Here is a 26,462-nt window from a genome sequence, read left to right as displayed (position 1 = left end):
TGTTTTTAAATTTAGATGCGCAAAATTACATAAAATTAATGGCTTAATATTTAAAAATCTAACAACCAATCTTCAACTTTTTTGTCTTTAGAACCATGCATTACAGAAATATCGCCAGTAGACTCAAAAACAACTGCTTTTACTTCAGATAATTGAATAACATTTGCTTCTCTTAATTTAGCTTTTAAATCGGGAATGGTAACTCTACATTTTTTGAGATTAGCCTCTATAATCTTGCCATCTTTCATTAAAAGAGTAGGCTTATTATCCATAAGTTTTTTAATAATGTCCCAACGTCTAGCATAAGCAACAAACATTTGCATAACATATATACCAACTAGTCCTGCTATTCCATTTTGAAGAGAAACAGATTTTGAAATAATTACCGTTGCTAATATTGATCCAATAGCTACGGTTATTGAAAAATCAAAACTAGATAATTTTGAAAAACTTCGTTTACCACTAATTCTAGTTAGCAGAACGAGTGCTATATAAACGCAAATTGTTGTTATTAATATTGCTAATACATTTTCGTTCGTTGTACTAAACCAATCCTTCATAATTTGTTCTTTTTTTATTTATGATTAAAAGTTAAAGAATTAAGATTAGATATAAGTATTCTATAATCGAATGGAGTAACATTCATAGTATTTGTGTTAAAAATGAATCTGGTTTGATTGAAATTACCTTTCAACTCTAATTTGTGTTTCTATTTACTAAGGTTTTAATAAGATTTTAAATTACTACATACACTAGCAATCAATAGCTATATATAGTAGTATTTTTGTAGTTCGAAGAAAATTGAAATAATAAGGAGGAAAATAATTGTCTTTTCAACGTACCCAAGAAAAATTAAAAATACTATCTGATGCTGCTAAATATGATGTATCATGCTCATCGAGCGGAAGTAAACGTGCTAATACTAATAAAGGAATAGGTGATGCTACTGGCATGGGCATTTGTCATTCTTACACAGAAGATGGTCGCTGTGTGTCTTTATTAAAAATTTTATTAACCAACTATTGCATTTTTGATTGTGCATACTGTGTAACTCGAAAAAGTAACGACATAAAGCGAGCTGCTTTTAAAGTGCAAGAAGTTGTAGACTTAACTATTAATTTTTACCGTAGAAATTATATTGAAGGTCTTTTTCTCAGCTCAGGTATATTTAAAAATGCTGATTACACAATGGAACGTCTTGTTGCAGTGGCAAAAAAGTTGAGGACGGAAGAGAATTTTAATGGATATATTCACTTAAAATCTATTCCTGGTGCTTCAGATGAATTAATGCGAGAAGCAGGTCTATACGCTGATCGATTGAGTGTTAATATTGAGATACCTACAAAAGATGGACTCAAAAAATTAGCTCCAGATAAAAAGCACGAAGATTTTATTAAACCAATGAAAAAGGTTAAAAATGAAATCATCCAATTTAAAGAAGAAAAAAAGATTATAAAAAGTACACCAAAATATGCGCCAGCTGGTCAAAGTACGCAAATGATAATTGGAGCTAGTGGTGAGAATGATTTTCAGATTATGCAAACTTCTAACTATTTCTATAAAAGTTATAATCTAAAGCGTGTATATTATTCTGGTTACGTGCCTATTAGCTACGATAATCGCTTACCGCAAATAGGAAGTGCAGTACCTATTCTTAGAGAAAACAGATTGTACCAAACAGATTGGTTAATGCGTTTTTACGGCTTTGAGTTTAGTGAGATTTTAAACGAACGGAATCAAAATTTAGATTTAGACATAGATCCAAAACTAAGTTGGGCATTGAGAAACCTACACGAATTCCCGGTAGACATTAATTCAGCGGATAAACGTATGTTGGCTAGAATACCTGGTTTAGGAATGAAATCGGTTTACAAAATCTTAAATGCTCGGCGTTTTAGAAAATTAAATTGGGAGCATTTAAAAAAGATTGGAGTTGCATTAAATAGAGCTCAATATTTTATGATTTGCGATAGTAGCAAATTTGAAAAACGCGATTTAACCTCTGAAAAAATTAAGGGGTTAATTCTTCAAAATTCTAAAAGTAAATACCAACAAAGTCTTAGTAATCAATTGAATTTATTTGGATAAATGCAAGGTAGAAACTTAATATATGATGGCACTTTTGATGGTTTTTTATCTGCCGTTTTCTTTGTTTTTGAACATAAGCTCAGAGCTGTAGTTATTCAGAATAAATTTGAAATGCAACTTGGTTTGTTTTCTGATGCTGAAACCATTATTACAGAAGAAGACAAAGCAAATCGGGTTTGGAAAGGTGTAAAATCAAAACTTTCTCCAAAGGGTAGTTATCAGCTCTACTATGCTTTTTTAAGTGAACAAAAAGGGGTAGAGGCCATATTGTTAGATTACATTACGTATGCGTTTTCTAATGCTCAGAGCGTCGATAAGGATTATTCGCATCCATCTGTTTTAAAGATAGCTCAAATTGCTAAATCTGTTGGACGAGAAAAGCACAGAATGGAGGCTTTTGTGCGCTTTAGATTAACCAAGGATGATATTTATTTTTCAAATATTGAACCCGATTTTAATGTGCTACCTTTAATATCTAAGCATTTTAAAAGACGATATGCAGACCAAAAGTGGGTAATTTATGATATTAAAAGGGGATATGGTTTATATTATGATTTGGATAAAGTGGAAATTATTAACATGGAATTTCCGGCAGATTTTAAATTTACTAAAACTGATTCAGAATTTTTTCAAGAACACGAATTAGAGTTTCAAAAACTTTGGAAAGATTATTTTAAATCAACCAATATAGAGTCTAGAAAAAATATGAAGCTTCATATTAGGCATGTACCCAAACGCTATTGGAAATACTTAAGTGAAAAACAACCTAATTAACTATTTAACCTTTTCACGTAACCATCTGCCCAATCTTCAACACGTTTTCCAAAACATTCTAAAATAGCATCAACACCCAAAACGCTTCCTTTAACAATTCTGCCTAAAATAGCAATAGGCACTTGTTTATTTTTATCGTCGCTAACAACATACCCATCATCTTGAGTTTCAATACCCAAATCTGTATGTACTGGTTGTATTAACTCATTTTTAAGCAAATTGACTATAAGTGGTGAGTTTATTTTAAGAAGCTGAGGCGAGTCGAGGACACTATTAACCATTATATCACATACTAATGTTTTGTTCGCTTTATTCTTTAATTCCCAACCGTTTTCAGTGAGTTTAATGTCTGGATTATTGGTGTAGTCTAAATCTAAAACCTTTGCATCTGCTAACGCAAGGATTTGCTGCAAACTTTCTAAAGGAGGACCATAAGAAAACCGTTTGCTGCGCTCGTCTAAATCAATAATTTTATTCATTGTTTCATTACTTAATTTAGCATGAGAAATAGTTTTATAAAGCATTGGTTGACAATGACGCCAAACTTGCCAAATACAATAATCTAGACTAATTTTAGTATTTCCTAAAGCCATATTGACATAAGAACGAATTAAGTTGTAAGTAGAAATATTGCTATTTTGAATTAGGTGATGGCTATAATCAGCGTCTGACAAAAAATCTAGAATAACAGATTTAAGAGTATCCGAATTTAAGCTATGGTCTACTGCTTTATTATTGAGTTGTTCAAAAATTTGAGCTCCTATTTCGGCTAAAGGCTGAATTAAAAAATCAATAGTATTAGCATCTTTTTCTGTATTGGTAAATGCTTCTATTTTATTTCTAATAAAATCTAATTGAGATGCATTTGGTTTATACCAATTATCAATATTTTCATTTAAAGGCTTAGGGCCCATTGGTAAACCATCTAAAGAAAATGGAACGAGTTTTAAATTTTGCTCTTTTGTCTTGTAATAGACCGTTTCTAAAGTAGAAGAATCTGTTACCTTAAAATTGCCATAATTGTTTACTGCTAAATACCGCATTACATCAATCATAGCTAGTCCGAAACCTCTAATACCAATGACAATATGTTCTTTATTTCTAATATGGTCTAATTCGGTAACTGGGTATGGTTCATTAAAAAGTTTTAGATCATGGAATGTGTTGACATGAGCTTCCCATTTTTCTAGTTGCTTACTAGGTTTTGTGGGTTGATGACCAACGGTTAAAAGTACATCATTACATAGCCATGTATTTTTTGTGCTTTCTATTTTAACGGTATAATTTTCATTTAACTCAATTGCAATAATTTTAGAGTTTATAACCTTAAACCTGTCGTAAGCTCGTAGAGCTTTTGCTATAGAATTAAATCGTTCGTTTAAATAAATCCCTAATTTTCTTCTAGGTGGAAACTGGTCTGGGTCTTCACTAGTTTGCGAAAAATCACACCAATTATGATAAGAAGGAAACCCATCAATTAAAATGTTATTATAATTAATTTGTGGTCGTTCTTTTAAACCACTTAAAGCGCGCTCTGTAATATTTATCCAGTTAGTATCTGGTTGATTATGATTCCAAACATTACCAGAACCAGGAAGTTCACAAGCTTCAAAAACTAAAATTTCTATTGCCTGATTAGTTTTTGCTAATTGAGTTAATAGGTTTTCTAGAGCGTAAAGTCCTCTAGGACCCATACCAATAATTGCGAGTGTCTTCATAAAAGGTTAAATTAATAAAAAAACCGTCTGTAAAAGACGGTTTTTTTATATTTTAATTTCTTTAGTTAGAATTAAAATTGATACCTAATACTAAATGCTATATCAAAATCTAAATCATCTTGAAAATCACCAAAACCTAGTTCTGGTCTAAAATCTAATGATAATAGTAATGGAATATCAAAACTGTATTCTATCCCTATATCTCCTGCAGCAAAGAAAAATGTTTCACCATCGATATCGTTATTATCAAAACCGATAGATCCAAATCCTCCACCAGCACCAGCATACCAGTTAAAATCACCGTCTAACTGCCAAACCCATTGATAAAGACCAGTTAGCTTAAAAGCATCATAACCTTTTCCGCTTCTCCAACCTAAATCGGCTTCTAATCTATTGTTGTCACCAAGTGCACGTTGGTAACTAACTTCGGTTCCTAAACCATCACTATCACCAATTCTTAATCCAATAGCATTGTCTGCTATATCTTGTGCATTTACAAATGCTAATCCTACAAAAATTGCTAAACTTGTTAAAACTAATTTCTTCATTGTATTACGTTTTTTTATTGAATGAAATAATCTTTACAAAAATAACGCCAAAACATTATTTATATTAGAATTCTTTATAGTTTTATGAACATATTTATTCAACTTAATGCATCAAGAAAATCCGTTAAAAATTTTAGAAGCAAAACTTAAAGGTGAGCTATATTACGATAATTTAATGCGAAAGCTATATGCAACGGACGCTTCTGTGTATAGAAAATTGCCACTTGCTGTTGCTTTACCAAAAGATAAAGAGGATATTAAGCAATTAATTGCATTTGCTAAGATCAATAAAACATCATTAATTCCGAGAACAGCAGGTACTTCTTTAGCCGGACAATGTGTCGGAGATGGGATTGTTGTAGATGTGTCTAAATACTTTACACGCATTTTAAATATTAATGAAAAAAATAAGACTGTAACCGTTCAACCTGGAGTGGTCAGAGATGAATTAAATAATTATTTAAAACCGTTCGGTTTATTTTTTGGACCTAATACTTCAACTTCTAATCGTTGTATGATTGGCGGTATGGTTGGTAATAACTCATCAGGTACAACCTCGATTCAGTATGGAGTAACACGAGATAAGGTTATAAGTTTAAAAACTTTATTAAGTGATGGAAGTGAAGTTGAATTTTCTAAGATAGCAGTTGAAGAGTTTCAACAGAAATTAAAATTAGAAAGCCTAGAAGGTGACATTTATAGAACTATATATAACGAATTAAAGCCTGAAACGATTCAGAAACAAATACTAGACAACTTCCCAAAACCAGAAATACATCGTAGAAATACAGGTTATGCAATTGATGAGTTAATTAAGTCTGATGTGTTTTCGAATCCTTCACTGGTCTCTAAGCGTAGTCGAAGAGAAGCCTTCAATATGTGTCAACTTTTAGCAGGAAGTGAAGGCACACTTGCCTTTACTACTGAAATCACACTGCAATTAGACGAGTTGCCTCCAACAGAAAGTGCTATGGTTGCTTTGCATTTTGAAAGTGTAGCTAAATGTATGAGGTCTGTAGAAACTCTAATGCAGCATAATCTGCATACGTGTGAGATGATGGACGATTCTATCTTAAATCTTACAAAGCATAACAAAACCCAACAAAAAAACAGGCAATTTATTGAGGGTAATCCTGTAGCTATTTTAATGTGCGAATTAAGAGCGGATACTAAAACAACACTTCAATTAGATATTGATAATTTTCTCAAAACAGTTAGTGAGCTTAATTTAAGTTATGCAGCACCAATACTAAGAGATGATGACATACATAAAGCTGTAGAATTAAGAAAAGCTGGCTTAGGACTATTGGGCAACATTATTGGAGATAAAAAAGCGGTAGCCTGCATAGAAGATACTGCTGTAGCACTAAAAGATTTAGATAGCTATATAGCTGATTTTACTGCTTTAATGAAGACATACAATCAAAATGCGGTGTATTATGCGCATGCTGGAGCAGGTGAGTTGCATTTACGACCAATATTAGATTTAAAGCAAGCAGAAGATGTAAAACTGTTTAGAAAAATTACAACTGATGTTGCTAAATTGGTTAAGAAATATAAAGGTTCTATGTCTGGCGAGCATGGAGATGGTATTGTGAGAGCTGAGTTTATACCATTAATGATTGGTGATGCTAATTACCAAATATTAAAGCGCATTAAATTTGCTTTTGATCCTCATACAATTTTCAATCCTGGAAAAATTGTAGATGCTTATCCAATGGATGAAAATCTACGTTACGAAACCAATAGAGTAGAACCAGAAATTAAAACCCTTTTAGATTTCTCTAGTTCTCAAGGTATTTTAAGAGAAGCAGAAAAATGTAATGGTTCTGGTGATTGTAGAAAACTACCTGAGTTTGGTGGTACCATGTGTCCTAGTTATAGAGCCACACGAAATGAAAAAGACACCACAAGAGCTAGGGCAAATGCACTTCGTGACTATCTAACCAATTCTGAACAAGCAAATAAATTCAACCATAAGGAGTTAAAAGAGGTGTTCGATTTATGTTTAAGTTGTAAGGCTTGTGCTTCTGAATGTCCAAGTAGTGTTGATGTGGCAAGTTTAAAAGCAGAATTTCAATATCAATACCAAAAGGCTAATGGTTTTAAGTTTAGGGATCGGTTTTTTGCTAATTCTACAAAGTACAATCGATTAGCTTCTAAATTCTCAGGTATTTCAAATCTGTTATTTCAAACTAAGTTTATGTCTGGTTATTTAAAATTAATTTTAGGTGTTCATCCTAAACGCAGTTTTCCAGAAATATCAAAACCGTTTTCTAAAATTAATGTTCAAACTAGTCATGCTAATAATATAAAAACCGTCTATTTATTTGTTGATGAATTTATTAATTATCTAGAATCTAGTATTGCTTTAGATTCTAAACTTTTACTTGAATCATTAGGCTATAAAGTAATTATTATTAACAATTTAGAAAGTGGAAGAAGTTTCTTGTCTAAAGGTTTTTTAGAACAAGCTAAGGCGTTAACAAATAAGAACATTTTAATATTTAAAAATTTAATTTCGGAACAAACTCCATTAATCGGCATCGAGCCTTCTGCTATTTTAACCTTTAAGGATGAATATCTAAAATTAGCTGATGATAAAGTAGCAGCTCAAACTATAGCAAATCATACGTTTTTAATTGAAGAATTCCTTCAACAAGAAATTGAGTTGGGTAATATAAAAGCAAATCAGTTTACAAACGAAGCTAAAACAATTAAGTTTCATGGACATTGTCATCAAAAGGCAATGGCAAATCAAAAATCGAGTTTTGATGTGCTAAACCTTCCAGAAAACTATAAAGTGACTATAATACCAAGTGGATGTTGCGGAATGGCTGGTAGTTTTGGCTACGAGAAAAAGCATTATGAGATCAGTATGCAAATTGGTGAGCAAACTTTGTTTCCGGCAGTTAGAAACGCTACAGAGGATACAATTATAGCAGCAAATGGTACAAGTTGCAGGCATCAGATTAAAGATGGAACTGACAGAGTTGCAAAACATCCTGTAACAATTTTGAGAGAAGCTTTGGCTTAGTTATTCTTTTTTGTGCTTGGTTGCTCTACAATGGTAATTGCAGCAATAAGATCTTGGGTATTCATTTCTTTTATATCTTCATCTGCAAAAAATGGTGACAACTTATCGTCATTGTAATGATAGACTTTCCAACGTTTAAATTGATACTCTAGAGACGTGAAGTTTTCTACCCAATCTCCAGAATTTAGATAGGTAGTTTTTCCTTTTTTATTCTCTTTTACAATCATTTTTGGTTGATGAATATGACCACAAATTACATAATCATAACCGTTTTCTATAGCTAAATCTGTCGCTACGTTTTCAAAATCGTTTATATATTTTATAGCGCCTTTTACGCTATTTTTTATTTTCTTTGATAATGAATAGCGCTCTTTCCCAAGTTTGTCTAAGCACCAATTAATAAATCGATTTAAAAGGATAAGTAAATCATAGCCATAACCACCTAATTTGGCAAGCCATTTTGCATTTTGTATGGAAATATCAAATACATCTCCATGAAAAAACCATGCTTTTTTGCCATCTAAATTGAGAACCAACTTGTTAACAATTGAAATGTTACCAATTTCAGTACCTGCAAATTTACGAAGCATCTCATCATGATTACCAGTAACGTATATTACTTCCGTGCCATTAGCTGTAAAATCCATTATTTTTTTTATTACACTTAAATGAGATTTTGGGAAATACCGTTTTTTAAATTGCCAGATATCTATTATATCACCATTGAGTACAAGAGTTTTGGGTTCAATGCTATTTAAATAAGTTAACAATTGCTTAGCATGACAGCCAAAAGTGCCGAGATGAACGTCTGATATGACAGCTATTTCTACTTTGCGTTTTAAATTCAATGCTATAAATCTATTATTGTACAAAGAACCTAAATAATTATTAACTAAAAGTAAAAGTATAATTAATTAACTATCAGCAAATTGTTATCGTAATGTTATGAGAAAACAGAGGTAATTAATTGACTTAACGTTAATGTAACAAGGCAAAAAATGTATTTCAATTTTTGTTTCTCTTACAGAACAATTACATTAGCGTAAAATATGATTCAATGGCAGGAAATTCCTTCGGAAAATTATTCAAACTTACTACATATGGCGAATCGCATGGTGTTGGCATTGGCGGAATTATAGACGGTTGTCCAGCAGGTTTGCAACTCGATTTTGATGCAATTCAAAATGAATTAAACAGACGAAAACCAGGACAATCTAAAATAGTTACACAGCGCAAAGAACCAGATACAGTAGAGTTTCATTCGGGAATCTTTGAAGGAAAAACAACAGGAACTCCTATTGGTTTTGTAATCCATAACACCAATCAAAAATCGAAAGATTACTCGCATATAAAGGATGTATATCGTCCAAGTCATGCAGATTACACCTACGATAAAAAGTATGGTGTGCGCGATTATAGAGGTGGAGGTCGTAGCTCAGCTCGTGAGACAGCTAGTAGAGTAGTAGCAGGAGCGATTGCAAAACAGTTGTTAAGCAGTATTCAAATAAATGCATTTACTTCTTCGGTAGGTGATATATTTATTGATAAACCCTATCAAGATTTAGATTTTTCTAAAATTGAATCTAATATCATTCGTTGTCCAGATACAGCTTCTGCTGAAAAAATGATTGCAAAAGTAGAAGCTATTAAAAAACAAGGAGATACCATTGGTGGTACCATAACTTGTGTGTTGCAAAATGTGCCTGTAGGATTAGGTGAACCTGTCTTTGATAAACTGCATGCAGAATTAGGTAAAGCTATGCTCTCTATAAATGCTGTTAAAGGTTTTGAATACGGAAGTGGATTTTGTGGTGCCAAGATGATTGGTAGTGAGCACAATGATAAATTCAATGAAGATGGAACAACACAAACCAATTTATCTGGTGGAATACAAGGAGGTATAAGTAACGGAATGGATATTTATTTTAGAGTTGCTTTTAAACCTGTAGCTACAACATTACAAAAACAAGATACCATAAATAGTAAAGGTGAAACGGTAGAGATGCAAGGTAAAGGTAGACACGATCCTTGTGTGGTGCCAAGAGCTGTGCCTATTGTAGAGGCTATGGCTGCTTTGGTTTTGGCTGATTATGCACTCCTGCGCAGGCAGGAGTCTCAGGATTGGTAGCCTGATCTAAAATTAGATGAGTTTAATTAAAAGATTACCGCTTTCGCGGCAAATATTATGAAAAAACTAGCATTACATTGGAAGATTATCATCGGAATGGTACTGGGTATTATATTCGGATTTATTATGAATTCCGTTTCTGGTCAACAATTTGTAACCGATTGGATAGCACCATTTGGAACCATATTTATCAATCTTCTAAAACTAATTGCAGTACCATTAATCTTAGCGTCGTTAATAAAAGGGATATCAGATTTAAAAGATATATCTAAGATAAAAAGCATGGGTTTGCGAACTATAGCCATCTATGTTGGTACTACGTTAGTAGCCATAGTCATTGGTTTATCTATAGTTAATATTGTGAAGCCTGGTACAGGAATGCCACAAGAAACCATAGAAAAGATAAAACTCAAATATGAAAATGACGCTGGAGTTACTGATAAATTAACTAAAGCAAGTGCTCAGCAAGATGCTGGACCGTTACAAGCCTTAGTAGATATTTTTCCAAGTAATATTTTTAAAGCTATGGGTGAAGCAAAAATGCTACAAGTGATATGTTTTGCATTACTAGTAGGCATATGTCTTCTGCTAATTGGTGAAAAGAAAGCCAAACCCTTAGTGGACTTTTTCGACTCGCTCAATGAGGTTATAATGAAAATGGTAGATTTAATTATGCTCTTTGCTCCTTATGCTGTGTTTGCATTAATGGCAAATGTTATTATTGCTTTTGATGACACTGAGATTTTACTAAAACTAGTACAATATGCTTTATGTGTCGTTGCTGGCCTTATGCTAATGATTGGCTTCTATATGCTTTTAATAAAATTTGTCACCAAGAAATCACCTCTTTGGTTTTTAAACAAACTGAGTCCAGCTCAATTATTAGCCTTTTCAACGAGTAGTAGTGCCGCAACACTTCCTGTAACTATGGAACGTGTAGAAGAACATCTTGGTGTAGATAAAGAAGTTTCTGGTTTTGTTTTACCTGTTGGAGCAACTGTGAATATGGATGGTACAAGTTTATATCAAGGTATTGCTGCAGTATTTATTATGCAAGTAATTTGGCCAGAAGGTTTAACCTTTACGAATCAATTAATAATTGTATTAACTGCACTTTTAGCTTCCATTGGTAGCGCTGCTGTACCAAGTGCAGGTATGGTAATGTTGGTAATAGTATTAGAATCTATTGGTTTTCCTGCAGAATTATTACCAATAGGACTGGCATTAATATTTGCTGTGGATAGACCTTTAGATATGTGCAGAACTGTTGTAAATGTTACTGGTGATGCTACAGTTTCTATGATTGTGGCTAAATCGCTAGGCAAGTTACACGACAATCCTAAGGCTAAAGAATGGGACGACCATTATGATGAAGTAAAATAATTTTTCATCCTCATTAAAAGTCCTTACATTTAATATAAAATAATACCAACCAAATTTCAATAAAATGAATGTTTGCTTTATAATGTACCCTTGGGAAAACATTGACCCAGAAAATGATACAAGTTTAGCACTAATCAAAGAATGTGTTAAACGTGGTCATGGTGTAGCCATGTGTACACCAGCAAATCTAACAATTAGAGATAGTGTTACTAATGCATTTTGTAATGTAGTTGGTAGAATGGAAAAAGTCCCATCAACTCTAAAATCATTTTATAATAAAGCTAAACTGAGAGAAGAAATGCTACCATTGGCTGGTTTTGATGCTATTTTCTTTAGAGCAAATCCGCCTTTAGATCCGTTGATGCTCAATTTTTTAGATTCGGTAAAGGACGATGTGTTTATTATTAATTCATTACAAGGTATGCGAGAAGCCAATAACAAGCTCTATACAGCTGCTTTTGGTGATGCGCATAGTAACATTATACCAAATACACATGTGTCGAAAAACAAAAAATATTTAGTTCAACAAATTAAAGACTCTAAAGCAGATAAGATGATATTAAAGCCTTTAAATGGTTTTGGTGGTTCTGGTGTGATATTAATTGAAAAATCTGCTATGAATAATATCAATTCACTTTTAGATTTTTATATTTCTGCTGGTGATGGTGAATCTAATTATGTTATTCTACAAGATTATATAGAAGGTGCAGACCAAGGTGATGTTAGAATTTTATTACTCAATGGCGAACCGGTTGGTGCCATGAAACGCATTCCTGGCTCAGACGATCATCGTTCTAATGTTTCTGCTGGCGGAAGTATAGCAAAACACTCCTTAACTAAAGCCGAAAAAGCACTTTGTAAGCAGATTGGACCAAAATTGGTAAAAGATGGTTTATACTTTGTAGGTATTGATGTTATTGGAGGTAAATTAGTTGAAGTTAACGTGATGTCTCCAGGTGGAATCACATATATTAACAAGGTTTATAAAAACAAAACTAAAGTAGAAGAAAAGGTAATTGACTTTTTAGAAAGTAAAGTCGTAGACCAACTTCAAGCTTTTAATAGACGTACACGATTGAGAAAAACTGTCAATGATGCATAGTTATTAAAAATGAAAAAAAGTCCTCTATATTCTTCATTAGTTTCGGTAGAATGGCTTAATGAAAATAGTAATGCGTTAAATCTAATTGTGTTAGATGCGACAATTAATAAAGTGGTTGACTCAAATTCAATAAGAATACCAAACGCAAGGTTTTTTGACATTAAACAAAAATTCAGCGACGTATCTGCGCCATTTCCAAGTACATTACCTTCAAAAGAACAGTTTCAAACTGAAGCTCAAAATCTTGGTATAAATCAGGATTCAACTATTGTAGTTTATGATGATAAAGGTATTTACTCTAGCGCTAGAGCTTGGTGGTTACTAAAGACCTTTGGATTTAATAATGTTGCTGTTTTAGATGGTGGATTACCAGAATGGCAAAACAAGAATTTTAGGGTTGAAAAATATACTACCGAAAGTTATACTCAAGGTAATTTTGAAGCTAATTTCATTTCAGAATTAATGACCAATTTTAAAGGTGTCAATGAGTTGAGAAAAGACTCTAACACATTAATAATTGATGCGCGTTCAGAAGCTCGTTTTCAATGCAAAGTAGATGAACCTAGAGAAGGGTTACGACGAGGTACAATTCCTAATTCCAAGAATTTGCCTTATACTATGTTACTAAATGGTTATAAATTAAAGCCAAAAGCAGAGCTTTCTGTAATCTTTGATAAATTAGTTGAAGGTAAAGCAAAGTTTGTGTTTAGTTGTGGCTCTGGTATTACAGCTTGCATATTAGCTTTAGCTGCATCACTTTGTAATTATAATAATCTAATAGTCTATGATGGCTCATGGACAGAATATGGAACCCTAACAGAATAACAATGAAAACAATCGACTGGACAAGAGACGAACTTGTGGCTTACATTTTATTATTTGCTGCCAATTCAGATTTTAAAGAAGATAACAAAGAGCGAAATGTCATTATTTCTAAAGTAGATATGCAAACTTTTCAAGAAATACATGATGAATTTGATAATGATAACGATTATCAAGGCATTAAAAAAATAATGACAAGTTTAGAGCAGCATAATTATAGCAAGGACGATATTGATATATTATTAGCAGATATTAAAGTATTATTCTTTTCTGATGGTGAATTCAATACATTAGAGCAAAATATGCTTAGGTTTTTAGAAAAGCTTTTAAAGAATTAAAATGGAAAGGCTTACTGTAGATACAATAATTTCAAAAATAAAAAATGAAGAAGTATTTAACGCTGTGTCAGATGATTATGCATTCACGTTAAAAATAGATTCATACGTGCCTTATGCTTGTGCTGCAGTGCATGATGGCCATCAATTTAGAAAAGATCTTTGGGATAATTGCTTGCATACCGAATACGACAGATGGTATGAGGAAGATCCTGAAACTAAAAACATGGTCATTTCTCATCCAATTGTAATTGCAGGATGCGATTCGCGTTTTGAATACGATCTTAATCGTGATCCTGAAAATGCCGTTTTTGAAACTGCTTGGGGAAAACAGCTTTGGAGAAACCCTTTGCCAGCTAACGAAAAAAAGAAAAGTTTACAAAAGCATAGCAATTTTTATAAAGTATTACATGCGTTAATAGCTAAACTCGAAGAAATGTTTGGTGTATGCATTGTTTACGATATGCATAGCTATAATTGGCAACGTTGGGATAGGGAAGTGCCAACATGGAATATAGGAACCTCTAATGTAGATAACACTAGATTTGGTAAACAGGTAGAGTCTTGGAGACAGGCTTTGGCTAGTATTCAATTGCCTCATGGTATAAAACAAACAGCCAAAATCAATGATACTTTTCAAGGTAATGGCTATTTTTTAAAATATATTACCAATAATTTTAATAATACCTTAGTTTTGGCAACTGAAATTGCAAAAGTGTATTGTGATGAGTACAAGCGGATTAATTACCCAGAAGTAGTTGCTGCAGTCGAGTCACAATTACAAACGCTTTTACCAAAACATGCTGACGAATTTTATAATACGTTTAAAAACTAATGTCCCAAATTAAAACTACAGAAGAGTTTCAAGATTTATTTGATATTGATAGCAACCTTAATCGATTGGTCAAAAATATTGAACTTCTCAATTACATCAATCCGCTAAACATAGCATCAGAAAAGAAGAAATTTTATTCTTCTAAATATAATTATGAACCACAGTTTAAGTATCCAAAAATTAGATTTAATGGTTACAAATTGCATCGTTTATTTTTTTCTCAGCGTTTAGAACGTATAGAAGACGAGGATATTAGACAGTTATATGAAGATATTATTTACGAATACTCTGGTTTAATAGAATGTATTGAAACGATTGGGCAAGGCAGAAAGTTTTATTACAATAGTCTTAAAAGTTTTGGAACACCTACTGAAAAGGATATAGAGAATGCTAAATTTATTCTTCGATTTGATGATTCTGAATTCGATGAAGAAATGCTTCCGCTTTATAATGTAGAAGAGGCTAAGAACTATTTTGATGATTATTCTAAGCGTTATGATTTTAATTATAACATTAAGATTTCTAATAATCTCTCTGCTGCTGCAATGGTGTTGAATAACACACAAACTTTAGTATTACGCAAAAGTCAGAAGTACAGTAAAAATCAGCTAAAAGTTTTAACCAATCACGAAATTGGAGTCCACATGGTGACAACATTTAATGGTTTGTCTCACCCGTTAAAAGTATTCTCAAATGGGTTTCCAAATAATGTTGAAACTCAAGAAGGATTGGCAGTGTATTCAGAATTTATGAGCGGTTGTTTAACTATTGAACGTTTAAAAGAATTAGCGTTTAGAGTGATTGCTGTAGATAGTTTAAATAAAGGCTATAGTTTTTCGGACACTTTTCATTTATTACACAATCAGCATAAACTCAATAGAGATAAAGCTTTCGGAATTACATTACGTGTGCATAGAGGTGGAGGATTTACAAAAGATCATTTGTATTTAAGAGGATTACGTAATGTGTATAAATATGCTAAAAAAGGAAAAGATTTAGGTGTTCTATTAACCGGAAAAGTGAGTCAAGAATATATACCAACCATAAACAAAATGCAAAAACTTGGTTTAGCATTACCACCAAAGTATTATACAGATGCTTATATTACTAATGATAATAAGGATGCTAACTTAGATTTTATTTTAAAGAGTTTAAAGTAGATTTCTTATAATGTTACATGTCTCGTTGAGCGCTAGCATAAGAATAGTCGAGATGTAAGCAAAAAACCTCAAAGCTAAATAGTTCTGTCCATCAACCATTTGCGATACTTATTAACGGTTAGACTATACCTTTAACAAGAACTTGACTCGTTCCTAACTAACTGAAGTTAGGGTCAAGCTAACATTATTTTTCTTTGAGGTTTAATTACTAACTTGAGCTAAAACCATTAACTAAAAAAGCTCAGATCTAAATTACTTTTTATATAGAACCCAAAAAACCAATACTTAGTGTATTGGCCTTTTAGTTGAGTTAATGTCATTTATAAATGAGTAAGATTGATACACCTTGCAGATGATTTTTGCATCTTAACATTTTAATCAATTATATATGGTCTTATATCGAGTTTTTTCTGTTGCAATTAATAAGTGACATATATTTACTATAACCAAAAAAATATGCTATTAACCAATCCATTATTTTCCCTCGTAATATTTGCGATTGATGATTTAATTTTTTTGTTTAAATTAAATTAGTTTTAAGTAAGTTGTTAATTTAAAAAAGCCTTTTAGAATAGACGCTAAAAGGCTTTTTTTATGTTATAAACTTGGATTGTAATTCTGGTGTAGGAATCATACAAGCGTCTTTTTTGCCATACCATTTATAGCGATTTTTTGCTACATAATCATAAACCCAATTTCTTATAAATGTTGGAATTATAAAAAATACAGTGAGTAAGTTTGAAGGAAAACCTAAATATTTAGCAATATGAATTGCCGCAGATGATTTTTGTTTTAATGAATTCGATTTGGGGTTATAAAGTAATATTGAATCTGTTTTAGTGGTATCAATATTAAATTTATTGATGAGCTCTATACCAGTTTTACTTTGTAAAGGTGCAAATAAGAATATATCTTTTTTATCTCGTTTTATAACATATAGAACACTGCTATTACAAAGGTTACAAACACCATCAAATAGTATGACTTGCTTATTTTTAGGGATGTCTTTAATCACATTACAAAGATAAGTCTAAAGTATTAATATATTATTTTCATTTACTTCTTTTTAGCCTCAACCAACTCCAATAAATCTAAGCTAACGTTCGTTGTAAACATACCATAGTTAACGTTTGCTTTTCCTTTTTCAATAGAGTCTATACTTCCAATAGCTCTACCATCGTGCATTCTAACGCTATCTCCAACTTTTAAAATAGGCTTAGGTACTTCTGGCTTTTCTTTTTTCTTTTTTCGCTCTTCTTGTTTCTTTTTTCTAATAACTTCAACCTTTTTCTCAGCTTCTTGCTTTATCTGCTTTTCTTTTACTTTTTCAGCTCGCTTTTGTTTGGCAGATACTTTTTTGCGCTTAGAATTTTCAATCTGAACTAATCTAAATAATTCAGCCATTAATTCGCGCTTCTTTTTGTCTTCAAAGTATTTCTCAGAAATATCATTGACTTTTTGTCCTAAATATATAAGGCGTTGGTTACTATCATACAACTCTTGAAAACTTTCTAACTTTTTCTGAACTTTAGCATTTACCTCTTCTAGCTTTTCAGCTTCAGTAAGCTTTTTCTTTTCGTTTTCTTTGAGCGAACGTTCTGTTTTTTCGAGTTTACTGCGTTGTTTTTGAAGTTTAGCAATCGTGGCATCAAAACGAACTTTGCCACGCTCTATCTTCTTTTTAGACTTGTTAATTAAGCTATACGGAATACCATTTTTTTGAGCCACTTCAAAGGTAAATGAAGAACCAGCTTGCCCTATAACCAACTTATACATTGGTTCTAAACTCTTTTCATTAAAAAGCATGTTAGCATTAACCATATACGGTAATTCGTTTGCTAACAATTTTAAGTTAGAGTAGTGGGTTGTAATTATTCCGAATGCTTCACGTTCATAAAAAACTTCTAAAAATGTTTCAGCAAGTGCACCACCAAGCTCTGGATCACTTCCTGTACCAAATTCATCTATTAAGAACAATGTTTTGTTATTACATTTTCTTAAAAAATAATTCATTTGTTTTAAACGATAGCTATAAGTACTGAGATGATTCTCAATTGATTGATTATCTCCAATATCGCTTAAAATTCTATCAAATAAACATACCTTACTACGCTCATGTACCGGAATTAACAGGCCACTTTGTAACATAGTTTGCAATAAACCAACTGTTTTTAAAGTGATACTTTTTCCTCCTGCATTTGGGCCAGAAATTACAATTATTCTGCTGTTGTTTTCTAAACCAATTGTTTGTGGAAATGTTTTTTCACCACTTTCTTTATTAGTTAAATAAAGTAGCGGATGGTATGCATCTCTTAGATACATACTGCGTTCTTTTGAAAATTCTGGTAAAATAGCATCCATACTTCTGGCATATTTTGCTTTAGCAGAAATAACATCTATTTTAGTAAGGAAATCTTGATACTGCTTTAATAGCGGAGAAAACAAACGCACAAAATCCGTGAGTTCTTTTAAGATTTTAATAACTTCTTCTTTCTCTTCGTATTCTAGGTTATTAAGTTCTCTAGAATAATGCAGTGTCGTTTCTGGTTCAATATAAACAATGCTACCTGTTTTGCTGCCACCCATTATCGCTCCCTTCACTTTTCTACGATACATAGCCTTTACAGCAAGAACACGTTTATTGTCTACAACAGACTCTCTTATGTCATCGAGATATTCGAGGTTGTGATAAGTGTTTAAAGCAGCAGTGAAGCTACTGTTTATTTTGCCCTTTAATTGATTAATTGATTTTCGTAATTCTGAAAGTAGAGGAGAGGCATCATTTTTAATATCTCCAAAGCGATCAACAACAGCATCTACTTGCTCTATTATGACTTTGGTGACTTCAATATCTTTTGAATATTGACGAAGTTTTGGGTAATAGTCTTCAAATTTTTCTAAAAACTTTAAAATTGTATTTACAGTTAAAGAGATACTCACAATTTTTTGTAAACTCGGTATTTCTAAATAGGTATTTTCAATTTTAAGAAGCTTCAATTCCTTAGCTATAGTCTCAAATCCATGATTAGGAATACGGTTATCATTATCAAAAGACGATACATATTCGTTAACATAATTAAGCTCAAGTTTCAGATGTTCTTCTTGTGCAAACGGAAGAATAGCCAACACTGCCTCTTTACCTAAGGCGGTAATGGAATGCTCACTAACTTGATTTAAAACCGTAAAAAACTCTAGGTCTTTTAAGGTCTTTTCATGAATGTTTATCATGGGTTAAACTTAATTTTGAAGTTGCAAATTTAAGGTAATTGTAATGATATGCCTAATGATGGCAAATACTTTAATATTGACTATTTTTGATAAAACTTTTAGTTAGATGAACGTTGATATACACCACAGTTGGAAGCCATTTTTAGAGTCAGAATTTGAAAAACCATATTTCAAAAATTTGATTGAATTTGTAAAAACTGAATATAAAACCTATAAGTGTTTTCCGAAAGGTGCTAATATTTTTAATGCTTTTAATCATTGTCATTTTGATGCTGTAAAGGTGGTAATCATTGGTCAAGACCCTTACCATGGAGAGGGACAAGCTAACGGCTTATGTTTTTCTGTTAATGATGGAATTTCGCACCCTCCGTCGTTGATCAATATTTTTAAAGAGATTGAGCAAGATTTAGGAATTCCATACCCTAAAAGCGGAAACCTAATGCCATGGGCTAAACAAGGAGTATTATTGTTAAATGCTACATTAACAGTAAGAGCACATGAAGCTGGTAGTCACCAAAAGAAGGGTTGGGAACAGTTTACGGATGCCGTAATTAAAAAGATTAGTACAGAAAAAAACAAAGTGATATTTCTACTTTGGGGAGGATTTGCAAAAAAGAAAAAGAAACTTATTGATACTTCTAAACATGTAGTTTTAGAAACTGGTCATCCATCTCCATTGAGTGCTAATAGAGGATATTGGTTTGGAAATAAACATTTTAGTAAAACTAACTCCCAGTTGCAGCAAGTTGACGTTGACGCGTCGGTAATTGAGTGGCAACTTCAGTAGGCTTTTTAGATGTTTTAATAAATGGAGGTTTACGGTTATCTAACTTTTTAGAGGTTTTATTACAACTAAATATTAATAACACAAAGTTGAGAGCAACTAATGAAGATAAAATCAGAATTATGTTTGTAATCATATTAATCTGGGTTATTAATAGTATGGACATAACTATCTCAAATATAACTAAAAAAATGAGATAGAGAAAGTAAAAAATCGAAAGTGTAAGACTTTACAACAAATTAAAGCAAAGTAATCTGCAATTATAATTTGTGTATTAACTGAGAGTAATCCACTTTTTTAGGAATAATATTTAAATCAAATAATTGTTCTTGTACAGTTTTTATGGTCTTTTTATCAATAACTTCTTGAGACCATTCAGTTAAAGACAACCATTCTTGTACATCCTCTAATTCTTGCTCGTAACGATTAGCTATAGTTTTATCAATTGAAGGAATAGACTTAAACTCTGCCGTAGTTTGATTAATAATATCTAAAATAATATTTAGATCATTTTCATTGTTTTTTATAAATTCTTCGCGCACAGCTATAACAAAACAAGGCCATGGTGATGGGCAATTATCTATGCGTCTAAATATGCCGTCATCCACTAAAGGTTTGGTGGTAAATTTTTCCCACATAAAGTAATCTGCTTCAGCATTTGTGAGTCCTTCTATCGCACCATTTAAATTTTTAATGACTTCAAAATCTAGATCTTTTTCTAAATCCCAGTCGTTGTTTTTTGCATTGATATAGGCCATAAGATGTGATCCCGAACCGTAACGGCTAATTGCAGCTCTCGTTCCCTTAATATCCTCTATGGTTTTAAATTTTGAATCTGCAGCGACATGGATTCCCCAAATTAAAGGAGTTTGTACAAAAGTTTGAACAATTTTTGAGGGATTACCATCAATAATATCTTTTATAATACCTTCCGTAAGGATTACAGCGATATCAATATCTCCGTTACGTAAACCTTTACACATAGCTCCAGTGCCACCGTAATAATCGTGCCAGCGTAGATTAATGTTTTGCTCTTTGTATTCGCCATTTTTTAACGTTAAATACCAAGCTAAATTAAAATGTTCTGGTACTCCACCAATATTTACTTTCTTCATTTTTATGCTGAACTTGTTACAGTGTCCGACTAAATATTTACAATGCGCTCTAAGGCATATTTTATTAGTTTTTCTACAGTTTTTTTAGGGTTTTTACTAAAGTCGCCTGTAGCTCTATTAGCTATTATAGCATTCAAAGATAAAGCTTCATGCCCTAATAATTTTGAAAGCCCGTAGATGACTGAGGTTTCCATTTCAAAATTTGTAATTCTAAAATCTTTATATGTAAAATTGTCTAATTTAGAATTCAAGTTTGGGTCGTGTAAAGGTAAACGTAACACACGACCTTGCGGTCCATAAAATCCTCCAGCAGTACCAGTCATACCTTTAAAAACCTCATTACTTTCAAAATACTTTTCGAGATACTTGCTATTATTTATAATTATTGGTCGTGCTTTGTTTTTATCCCAATCTGTATGCTTTATAAAGGCATCTTCTATTTCTGGATTGCTAATACCATCTATTTGATAAAAATGTAACATCCCATTAACATCTAATGCATGTGTACTGATTAAAAATGCATCTACAGGAATATCAGCTTGCAATGAGCCTGATGTCCCTATCCTAATAATATTAAGACTTGTTAACTTAGTTTTAGGTTGTCTAGATTTTAAATCTATATTTACTAAAGCATCTAATTCATTTAAAACAATATCAATATTATCGGGACCTATACCTGTAGATAATACTGTAATTCTTCGGTCTTGATAATAACCAGTTTGCGTCTTAAACTCACGCTTTTGTGTGCTAAACTCAATACTATCAAAATGCTGTGTAATTTTCTCAACACGATCTTGATCACCAACAAAAATGATGGTATCTGAGATATCTTCTGGTTTAAGATTTAGATGGTAAACACTACCGTCTGGATTTAAAATTAATTCTGAATCTTTAATTGGCATTCATTATCGTTTTAATAAGTTTATTCTGCTTTATATTAAACTGATATTCTAATCGTTGCACACCACCAAATACCATATCATTATTAATTTCTGAAGCAAAATTATGCTGTCTTAACAAGGCTTCGTGTCCTTTTCTATTAAGTGTAAGGCCTGTTTTATCTTCATCGAAAAAGATGTCGAGCTTGTTTATAATGCGTTCTAATTGTATATCACCGAACCCATAAAATCCTTGATAATTAATGCTATAACCCAAAAGATGTCCTTTAGATTTAATAAAATTATCTCTTACAATTCTTAGAATATTGTCTTCTAAAACATTTAATCCACTTTTTTGATGTGGAAAACGTTTTAAGTGTGCCTTTAGGCAATTACTCATATATTTAAAACTAGAATTAGTTACGATGTATGGTTTTAAAATATTATGGTCTTTACCACAATATGTTCTCCAAAGTGCAATCGTTAAATCTATGTCTTCTTGTGTTAATCTAATTTTTTCTTTATAATGTAATTTAAGTTGTTTAGGATTTAGTTCTCCTAAACCTTTTAGACGCTTTTCACCTTCCACGCGTCCACTACAAATTAGGTAAAGGGGTTTTTTAATTTCTTTTTGATGTAAAAGATTGATGACACCTATAAGGTTAATATGACAGAATAAATCGTACTCAAACCAAAGGTTAATTTCTGAATACTTATCTGTATCATCTAGTTTAGATAATTCGGCTAAAATTTCTCTAGTATTCACTTCAATGTCATAGAATTTTTTTAAAAAATCTGTTCGAAGTTTCAAAAATGCCCTTGAATTAATAGCAGGAATTGTTGGACCTTCACAAAGCATTTCTTGCCATGTTAAGATATCATCCTTAAAATCTAAATCTCTTAGGTAATCAGTAAGAGCATTACCATTTGTAATATGAAGAATATTCTTTGCCATATATTAACCTCCAACACGCTTTACGTTAAACCCTTTTTCTATTAGCATTGCCATTATCTTATCTCTATAATCTCCTTGAATGATAATTTTATCATCCTTAAAACTACCTCCAACACTAAGTTTAGTTTTAAGTTCTTTGGCTAGTTTCTTAAAATCTTCGGTTGCACCTGTATAGCCTTCGAGAATAGTAATTGGTTTACCTTTTCGTTTTTCGTACTTGCAAATTATAGGATCGTCTTGAAGCCACAGTCCTTTACTAGAATCTGTTTTTTCTTCAGTAGATTCGGGTTTATGGTCTGGGAATAAGTTTTTTAATTGATCTTGTAAATCCATTTGTTTAGTTCTCAGTCTTCAGTCTGCAGTTTGTCAGTAATGCTTTGACTGCATACTGTTAACTGGCGACTGCAAGCTACTTTTTAATTAGTCCAAGTTCTATTAAACGCTCATTTAAAAACTCTCCTGCAGTAATATCTTCAAATTGCTTTGGGTTTTCTTCATCGATACAACTTTCTAAAACATTAAGCTTCATTTCACTTATTGGATGCATAAAGAATGGGATTGAATAACGAGAGGTTCCCCAAAGTTCTCTAGGCGGATTTATTACACGATGTATCGTTGATTTTAGCTTATTGTTAGAGTGTCTAGATAGCATATCTCCAACATTAATCATAAGTTCATCTGGTTCTGCAATAGCGTCTATCCATTCGCCATCGTTACGTTGTACTTGTAGACCACGACCTTGAGCTCCCATTAATAAAGTGATTAAATTAATATCGCCATGGGCTGCTGCTCTTACAGCATTTTTAGGTTCTGAAGTTATAGGTGGATAATGAATTGGCCTTAAGATTGAATTTCCGTTATGGATATAATTATCAAAATACGTTTCTTCTAAATCTAAATATAACGCCAGCGCTCTTAAAACATACTTAGCAGTTTTCTCCAACATTGCATAGGTTTGTTTACCTACTTTATTGAATTCTGGTAATTCCTTTACTTCAACATTTTCTGGATATTCTTTTCTACGCTCTTCATCATCCTCAACATATTGACCAAAATGCCAAAATTCTTTTAAATCACCTTCTTTTTTTCCTTTTGCACTTTCTTTTCCAAAAGAGACATAGCCTCGTTGTCCACCAATTCCAGGAATTTCATAACTTTCTTTTACTTCTAACGGTAAATCAAAGAAATTTTTTACTTCTTTATATAAATTATCGACTAATTCATCTTCCAAAAAATGACCTTTAAGAGCTACAAAGCCAATATCAACATAAGCTTTTCCTATTTCATTTATAAATTTTTGTTTTCGTTTAGGGTCACCAGAAATGAAGTCTTTCAAATCTACGCTAGGTATTCTCTCCATTGGATTTGTGTTTAAAATTTTTGTCAATATACAAATGTAACTAAAATAGAGCTAAAATTATTGGTTACAATTTATTGATAATTCGGAGCACTTAGCTACGCTATTGAAGCAATTTTATTACATTTGGAATATCATTGAAAGAAAAATTTATGCCCACAATAACCAAAAGCAATATAGACTACGACAAACGAAATTTAAGTGATAAAGGTTTACTAAAGCTTTATTATAATATGCTTAAGCCACGACTTATAGAAGAAAAAATGTTAATTCTATTGCGTCAAGGTAAAATTTCTAAGTGGTTTTCTGGTATCGGGCAAGAGGCAATTTCTGTTGGTGTTACTATGGCTTTAAAACCAAGTGAATATATTTTACCAATGCACCGCAACCTTGGTGTTTTTACCACTAGAGAAATTCCTTTGCATCGATTGTTCTGTCAATGGCAAGGTAAGGCAAGTGGATTTACAAAAGGAAGAGATCGGTCATTTCATTTTGGTACACAAGAGTATAATATTGTTGGTATGATATCACATCTAGGACCACAATTGGGTGTTGCAGATGGAATTGCATTAGCTAATCTTTTAAAGCAAAATGGCCAAGTTACGGCAGTATTTACTGGAGAAGGAGGCACTAGTGAAGGTGATTTTCACGAAGCTTTAAATGTAGCTTCAGTATGGCAATTACCAGTAATGTTCTGCATAGAGAATAACGGTTATGGACTTTCTACACCAACTAGTGAGCAATATCATTGTAAGCAATTAGCAGATAGAGGAAAAGGTTATGGTATTGAGTCTTTTGTTTTAGATGGTAATAATATCATTGAAACTTACACCAAGGTTAAAAAATTAGTAGAAAGTATTAGAAAACGTCCAAGACCAATTTTAATAGAATTTGAAACGTTTAGACGACGTGGACACGAAGAGGCTAGTGGCACCAAGTATGTTCCAAAGGAATTAATGGAAGAATGGGAAGCTAAAGATCCAATTGAAAACTATAGAAGTTACCTTTACAGTAAAAAAATATTAACTACTGAAATTGACGAAGCTTATAATGCTGAAATTAAATCTGAAATTGAGGCTGCTTTAGATTCTGCTTATGCTGAAGAGGATATAATTCCGAATGAAACTACTGAGTTAAATGATGTTTATAAAACATATGATTATAAAGAAGTTACACCTAATAAAGAAACAAAAGAATTACGTTTAGTTGATGCTATTTCTCAAGGTTTAAAACAATCTATGGAAAAGCACAAAGACTTAATATTAATGGGACAGGACATCGCAGAATATGGTGGTGTTTTTAAAATAACAGAAGGCTTTATTAAGCAATTTGGCAAAGAAAGAGTGCGCAATACACCTATCTGTGAATCTGCAATTGTTGAAGCTGGAATGGGATTATCTATTGCAGGTATTAAAGCTGTTGTAGAAATGCAATTTGCTGATTTTGTTACCTCTGGCTTTAATCCTGTAGTTAATTATTTAGCAAAATCTCATTACAGATGGCAGCAACAGGCAGATGTTGTTCTAAGAATGCCATGTGGTGGAGGTGTAGCAGCAGGACCATTTCACTCACAAACTAATGAGGCTTGGTTTACAAAGACGCCAGGATTAAAAGTAGTATACCCAGCCTTTCCTTATGATGCTAAAGGTTTATTAGCTACCGCAGTAAATGACCCAAATCCTGTGTTGTTCTTTGAGCATAAGGCCTTATATAGAAGTATTAGACAAGATGTGCCAACGGATTATTATACGTTACCATTTGGTAAAGCGACACTTTTAAAAGAAGGTAGTGCTGTAACGATTGTTACTTATGGAGCCGGAGTACATTGGGCTCTTGAAACTCTAGAAAATAATGCGGAAATATCTGCAGACCTAATTGATTTAAGAACATTACAACCCTTAGATAAAGACACAATATTTAACTCTGTAAAGAAAACAGGACGTGCAATTATTCTACAAGAAGACTCTCTCTTTGGTGGTATTGCCAGTGATATCTCTGCCATGTTAATGGAAGAATGTTTTGAATATTTAGATGCACCAGTAAAGCGTGTCGCTAGTATGGAAACGCCTATTCCATTTATTGGGCAATTAGAAGAACAGTATATGGCTAAAGGTAAATTTGAACGTGCTTTAAGGACTTTATTAGATTTTTAAGGATATAAAAGTTATTTCTTAGTAAAAATGAACAATACTATTGAGATAATAATATTATATAT

General features: G+C 32.2%; 23 protein-coding genes. 12 read left to right on the top strand and 11 right to left on the bottom strand.

The annotated features are described in order from the left end of the window. Positions 1–50: 50 nt before the first annotated feature. The gene (locus H8K90_RS08465; protein WP_186845528.1) at positions 51–560 is read right to left on the bottom strand and encodes a DUF421 domain-containing protein; all 510 of its coding nucleotides are present in this window, start codon (positions 558–560) and stop codon (positions 51–53) included. A gap of 265 nt (positions 561–825) precedes the next feature. On the opposite strand from H8K90_RS08465, the gene H8K90_RS08460 reads away from it, so the two are divergent. Together H8K90_RS08460 and H8K90_RS08455 are read left to right on the top strand one after the other, a co-directional pair. Then, complete coding sequence (locus tag H8K90_RS08460; RefSeq protein WP_186845527.1) at positions 826–2,088, top strand: putative DNA modification/repair radical SAM protein; 1,263 nt, start codon at positions 826–828, stop codon at positions 2,086–2,088. Beyond that, entirely contained in the window at positions 2,089–2,862 is a 774-nt protein-coding gene (locus tag H8K90_RS08455) for a TIGR03915 family putative DNA repair protein (RefSeq protein ID WP_186845526.1), read from the top strand. On the opposite strand, the gene H8K90_RS08450 is transcribed toward H8K90_RS08455, so the two are convergent. Together H8K90_RS08450 and H8K90_RS08445 are read right to left on the bottom strand one after the other, a co-directional pair. Next, the gene (locus H8K90_RS08450) at positions 2,859–4,580 is read right to left on the bottom strand and encodes an FAD/NAD(P)-binding protein (RefSeq protein WP_186845525.1); all 1,722 of its coding nucleotides are present in this window, start codon (positions 4,578–4,580) and stop codon (positions 2,859–2,861) included. The two genes, H8K90_RS08455 and H8K90_RS08450, sit on opposite strands and share 4 nt — an antisense overlap. 71 nt (positions 4,581–4,651) lie before the next feature. Next, positions 4,652–5,128: a hypothetical protein gene (locus H8K90_RS08445; protein ID WP_186845524.1), complete on the bottom strand. Its 477-nt coding sequence runs from the start codon at positions 5,126–5,128 to the stop codon at positions 4,652–4,654. Positions 5,129–5,234: 106 nt separating this feature from the next. Between H8K90_RS08445 and H8K90_RS08440 the strand changes: the two genes are divergently transcribed. Next, complete coding sequence (locus tag H8K90_RS08440; RefSeq protein WP_186845523.1) at positions 5,235–8,165, top strand: FAD-binding and (Fe-S)-binding domain-containing protein; 2,931 nt, start codon at positions 5,235–5,237, stop codon at positions 8,163–8,165. Here the strand turns inward: H8K90_RS08440 and H8K90_RS08435 are convergent. After that, positions 8,162–9,013: a UDP-2,3-diacylglucosamine diphosphatase gene (locus H8K90_RS08435; RefSeq protein ID WP_186845522.1), complete on the bottom strand. Its 852-nt coding sequence runs from the start codon at positions 9,011–9,013 to the stop codon at positions 8,162–8,164. The two genes, H8K90_RS08440 and H8K90_RS08435, sit on opposite strands and share 4 nt — an antisense overlap. Before the next feature lie 209 nt (positions 9,014–9,222). On the opposite strand from H8K90_RS08435, the gene aroC reads away from it, so the two are divergent. The 7 genes from aroC to H8K90_RS08400 all read left to right on the top strand — a co-directional run bounded on the left by aroC (position 9,223) and on the right by H8K90_RS08400 (position 15,930). Further along, positions 9,223–10,293, top strand: a complete 1,071-nt coding sequence (gene aroC / locus H8K90_RS08430; protein ID WP_186845521.1) for a chorismate synthase — start codon at positions 9,223–9,225, stop codon at positions 10,291–10,293. 57 nt (positions 10,294–10,350) lie between these two features. Then, complete coding sequence (locus H8K90_RS08425) at positions 10,351–11,676, top strand: dicarboxylate/amino acid:cation symporter (protein WP_186845520.1); 1,326 nt, start codon at positions 10,351–10,353, stop codon at positions 11,674–11,676. Between the two features lie 64 nt (positions 11,677–11,740). After that, positions 11,741–12,778 (top strand): glutathione synthase, encoded by a 1,038-nt coding sequence (gene gshB / locus H8K90_RS08420; protein WP_186845519.1) that lies wholly within the window; start codon positions 11,741–11,743, stop codon positions 12,776–12,778. A 9-nt stretch (positions 12,779–12,787) separates the two neighbouring features. Next, positions 12,788–13,603 (top strand): sulfurtransferase, encoded by an 816-nt coding sequence (locus H8K90_RS08415; protein ID WP_186845518.1) that lies wholly within the window; start codon positions 12,788–12,790, stop codon positions 13,601–13,603. A 2-nt stretch (positions 13,604–13,605) separates the two neighbouring features. After that, positions 13,606–13,938, top strand: a complete 333-nt coding sequence (locus H8K90_RS08410) for a hypothetical protein (RefSeq protein WP_186845517.1) — start codon at positions 13,606–13,608, stop codon at positions 13,936–13,938. Between the two features lies 1 nt (position 13,939). Then, positions 13,940–14,770 (top strand): N-formylglutamate amidohydrolase, encoded by an 831-nt coding sequence (locus H8K90_RS08405; protein WP_186845516.1) that lies wholly within the window; start codon positions 13,940–13,942, stop codon positions 14,768–14,770. Beyond that, a complete protein-coding gene (locus H8K90_RS08400; protein WP_186845515.1) occupies positions 14,770–15,930 on the top strand; it encodes a flavohemoglobin expression-modulating QEGLA motif protein in 1,161 nt (386 codons plus the stop codon). Before H8K90_RS08405 ends, H8K90_RS08400 begins: the two co-directional genes overlap by 1 nt. 592 nt (positions 15,931–16,522) lie before the next feature. Here the strand turns inward: H8K90_RS08400 and H8K90_RS08395 are convergent. Continuing rightward, the gene (locus tag H8K90_RS08395) at positions 16,523–16,945 is read right to left on the bottom strand and encodes a thiol-disulfide oxidoreductase DCC family protein (RefSeq protein ID WP_186845514.1); all 423 of its coding nucleotides are present in this window, start codon (positions 16,943–16,945) and stop codon (positions 16,523–16,525) included. Between the two features lie 41 nt (positions 16,946–16,986). Then, the gene (locus tag H8K90_RS08390) at positions 16,987–19,158 is read right to left on the bottom strand and encodes an endonuclease MutS2 (protein ID WP_186845513.1); all 2,172 of its coding nucleotides are present in this window, start codon (positions 19,156–19,158) and stop codon (positions 16,987–16,989) included. Between the two features lie 106 nt (positions 19,159–19,264). On the opposite strand from H8K90_RS08390, the gene H8K90_RS08385 reads away from it, so the two are divergent. Continuing rightward, positions 19,265–19,945 carry a uracil-DNA glycosylase gene (locus tag H8K90_RS08385; protein ID WP_186845512.1) on the top strand — a complete coding sequence of 227 codons (681 nt, stop codon included), beginning with the start codon at positions 19,265–19,267 and terminating at the stop codon, positions 19,943–19,945. A gap of 257 nt (positions 19,946–20,202) precedes the next feature. On the opposite strand, the gene H8K90_RS08380 is transcribed toward H8K90_RS08385, so the two are convergent. The 5 genes from H8K90_RS08380 to H8K90_RS08360 form a co-directional block, all read right to left on the bottom strand. Next, positions 20,203–21,057 (bottom strand): substrate-binding domain-containing protein, encoded by an 855-nt coding sequence (locus tag H8K90_RS08380; protein WP_186845511.1) that lies wholly within the window; start codon positions 21,055–21,057, stop codon positions 20,203–20,205. Between the two features lie 29 nt (positions 21,058–21,086). Next, complete coding sequence (locus H8K90_RS08375) at positions 21,087–21,959, bottom strand: nucleoside phosphorylase (RefSeq protein WP_186845510.1); 873 nt, start codon at positions 21,957–21,959, stop codon at positions 21,087–21,089. Continuing rightward, positions 21,949–22,890 (bottom strand): DUF1835 domain-containing protein, encoded by a 942-nt coding sequence (locus H8K90_RS08370; protein ID WP_186845509.1) that lies wholly within the window; start codon positions 22,888–22,890, stop codon positions 21,949–21,951. The genes H8K90_RS08375 and H8K90_RS08370 overlap by 11 nt, the downstream gene beginning before the upstream one ends. 3 nt (positions 22,891–22,893) lie before the next feature. Next, on the bottom strand, positions 22,894–23,223 hold the full coding sequence (locus H8K90_RS08365; protein ID WP_186845508.1) for a translation initiation factor: 330 nt from the start codon (positions 23,221–23,223) through the stop codon (positions 22,894–22,896). Positions 23,224–23,299: 76 nt separating this feature from the next. Next, positions 23,300–24,250: an isopenicillin N synthase family dioxygenase gene (locus H8K90_RS08360; protein WP_186845507.1), complete on the bottom strand. Its 951-nt coding sequence runs from the start codon at positions 24,248–24,250 to the stop codon at positions 23,300–23,302. Between the two features lie 149 nt (positions 24,251–24,399). Here H8K90_RS08360 and H8K90_RS08355 point away from each other — a divergent pair, with 149 nt between their 5' ends. Then, entirely contained in the window at positions 24,400–26,400 is a 2,001-nt protein-coding gene (locus H8K90_RS08355; protein WP_186845506.1) for an alpha-ketoacid dehydrogenase subunit alpha/beta, read from the top strand. Positions 26,401–26,462: the final 62 nt, after the last annotated feature.

Origin of the sequence: Winogradskyella echinorum, assembly GCF_014297365.1 — a bacterium.
Lineage (GTDB): Bacteria > Bacteroidota > Bacteroidia > Flavobacteriales > Flavobacteriaceae > Winogradskyella > Winogradskyella echinorum.
Note: the sequence above shows the minus strand (reverse complement) of the source record. Positions and strands in the feature narration are given on the sequence as shown.

Excerpts from the sequence above, each read along its gene's own strand:
- H8K90_RS08465 (WP_186845528.1), bottom strand. The coding sequence starts at position 560 with ATGAAGGATTGGTTTAGTACAACGAACGAAAATGTATTAGCAATATTA.
- H8K90_RS08455 (WP_186845526.1), top strand. The coding sequence starts at position 2,089 with ATGCAAGGTAGAAACTTAATATATGATGGCACTTTTGATGGTTTTTTA.
- H8K90_RS08450 (WP_186845525.1), bottom strand. The coding sequence starts at position 4,580 with ATGAAGACACTCGCAATTATTGGTATGGGTCCTAGAGGACTTTACGCT.
- H8K90_RS08445 (WP_186845524.1), bottom strand. The coding sequence starts at position 5,128 with ATGAAGAAATTAGTTTTAACAAGTTTAGCAATTTTTGTAGGATTAGCA.
- H8K90_RS08440 (WP_186845523.1), top strand. The coding sequence starts at position 5,235 with ATGCATCAAGAAAATCCGTTAAAAATTTTAGAAGCAAAACTTAAAGGT.
- aroC (WP_186845521.1), top strand. The coding sequence starts at position 9,223 with ATGGCAGGAAATTCCTTCGGAAAATTATTCAAACTTACTACATATGGC.
- H8K90_RS08425 (WP_186845520.1), top strand. The coding sequence starts at position 10,351 with ATGAAAAAACTAGCATTACATTGGAAGATTATCATCGGAATGGTACTG.
- gshB (WP_186845519.1), top strand. The coding sequence starts at position 11,741 with ATGAATGTTTGCTTTATAATGTACCCTTGGGAAAACATTGACCCAGAA.
- H8K90_RS08415 (WP_186845518.1), top strand. The coding sequence starts at position 12,788 with ATGAAAAAAAGTCCTCTATATTCTTCATTAGTTTCGGTAGAATGGCTT.
- H8K90_RS08410 (WP_186845517.1), top strand. The coding sequence starts at position 13,606 with ATGAAAACAATCGACTGGACAAGAGACGAACTTGTGGCTTACATTTTA.
- H8K90_RS08405 (WP_186845516.1), top strand. The coding sequence starts at position 13,940 with ATGGAAAGGCTTACTGTAGATACAATAATTTCAAAAATAAAAAATGAA.
- H8K90_RS08400 (WP_186845515.1), top strand. The coding sequence starts at position 14,770 with ATGTCCCAAATTAAAACTACAGAAGAGTTTCAAGATTTATTTGATATT.
- H8K90_RS08390 (WP_186845513.1), bottom strand. The coding sequence starts at position 19,158 with ATGATAAACATTCATGAAAAGACCTTAAAAGACCTAGAGTTTTTTACG.
- H8K90_RS08385 (WP_186845512.1), top strand. The coding sequence starts at position 19,265 with ATGAACGTTGATATACACCACAGTTGGAAGCCATTTTTAGAGTCAGAA.
- H8K90_RS08380 (WP_186845511.1), bottom strand. The coding sequence starts at position 21,057 with ATGAAGAAAGTAAATATTGGTGGAGTACCAGAACATTTTAATTTAGCT.
- H8K90_RS08375 (WP_186845510.1), bottom strand. The coding sequence starts at position 21,959 with ATGCCAATTAAAGATTCAGAATTAATTTTAAATCCAGACGGTAGTGTT.
- H8K90_RS08370 (WP_186845509.1), bottom strand. The coding sequence starts at position 22,890 with ATGGCAAAGAATATTCTTCATATTACAAATGGTAATGCTCTTACTGAT.
- H8K90_RS08365 (WP_186845508.1), bottom strand. The coding sequence starts at position 23,223 with ATGGATTTACAAGATCAATTAAAAAACTTATTCCCAGACCATAAACCC.
- H8K90_RS08360 (WP_186845507.1), bottom strand. The coding sequence starts at position 24,250 with ATGGAGAGAATACCTAGCGTAGATTTGAAAGACTTCATTTCTGGTGAC.
- H8K90_RS08355 (WP_186845506.1), top strand. The coding sequence starts at position 24,400 with ATGCCCACAATAACCAAAAGCAATATAGACTACGACAAACGAAATTTA.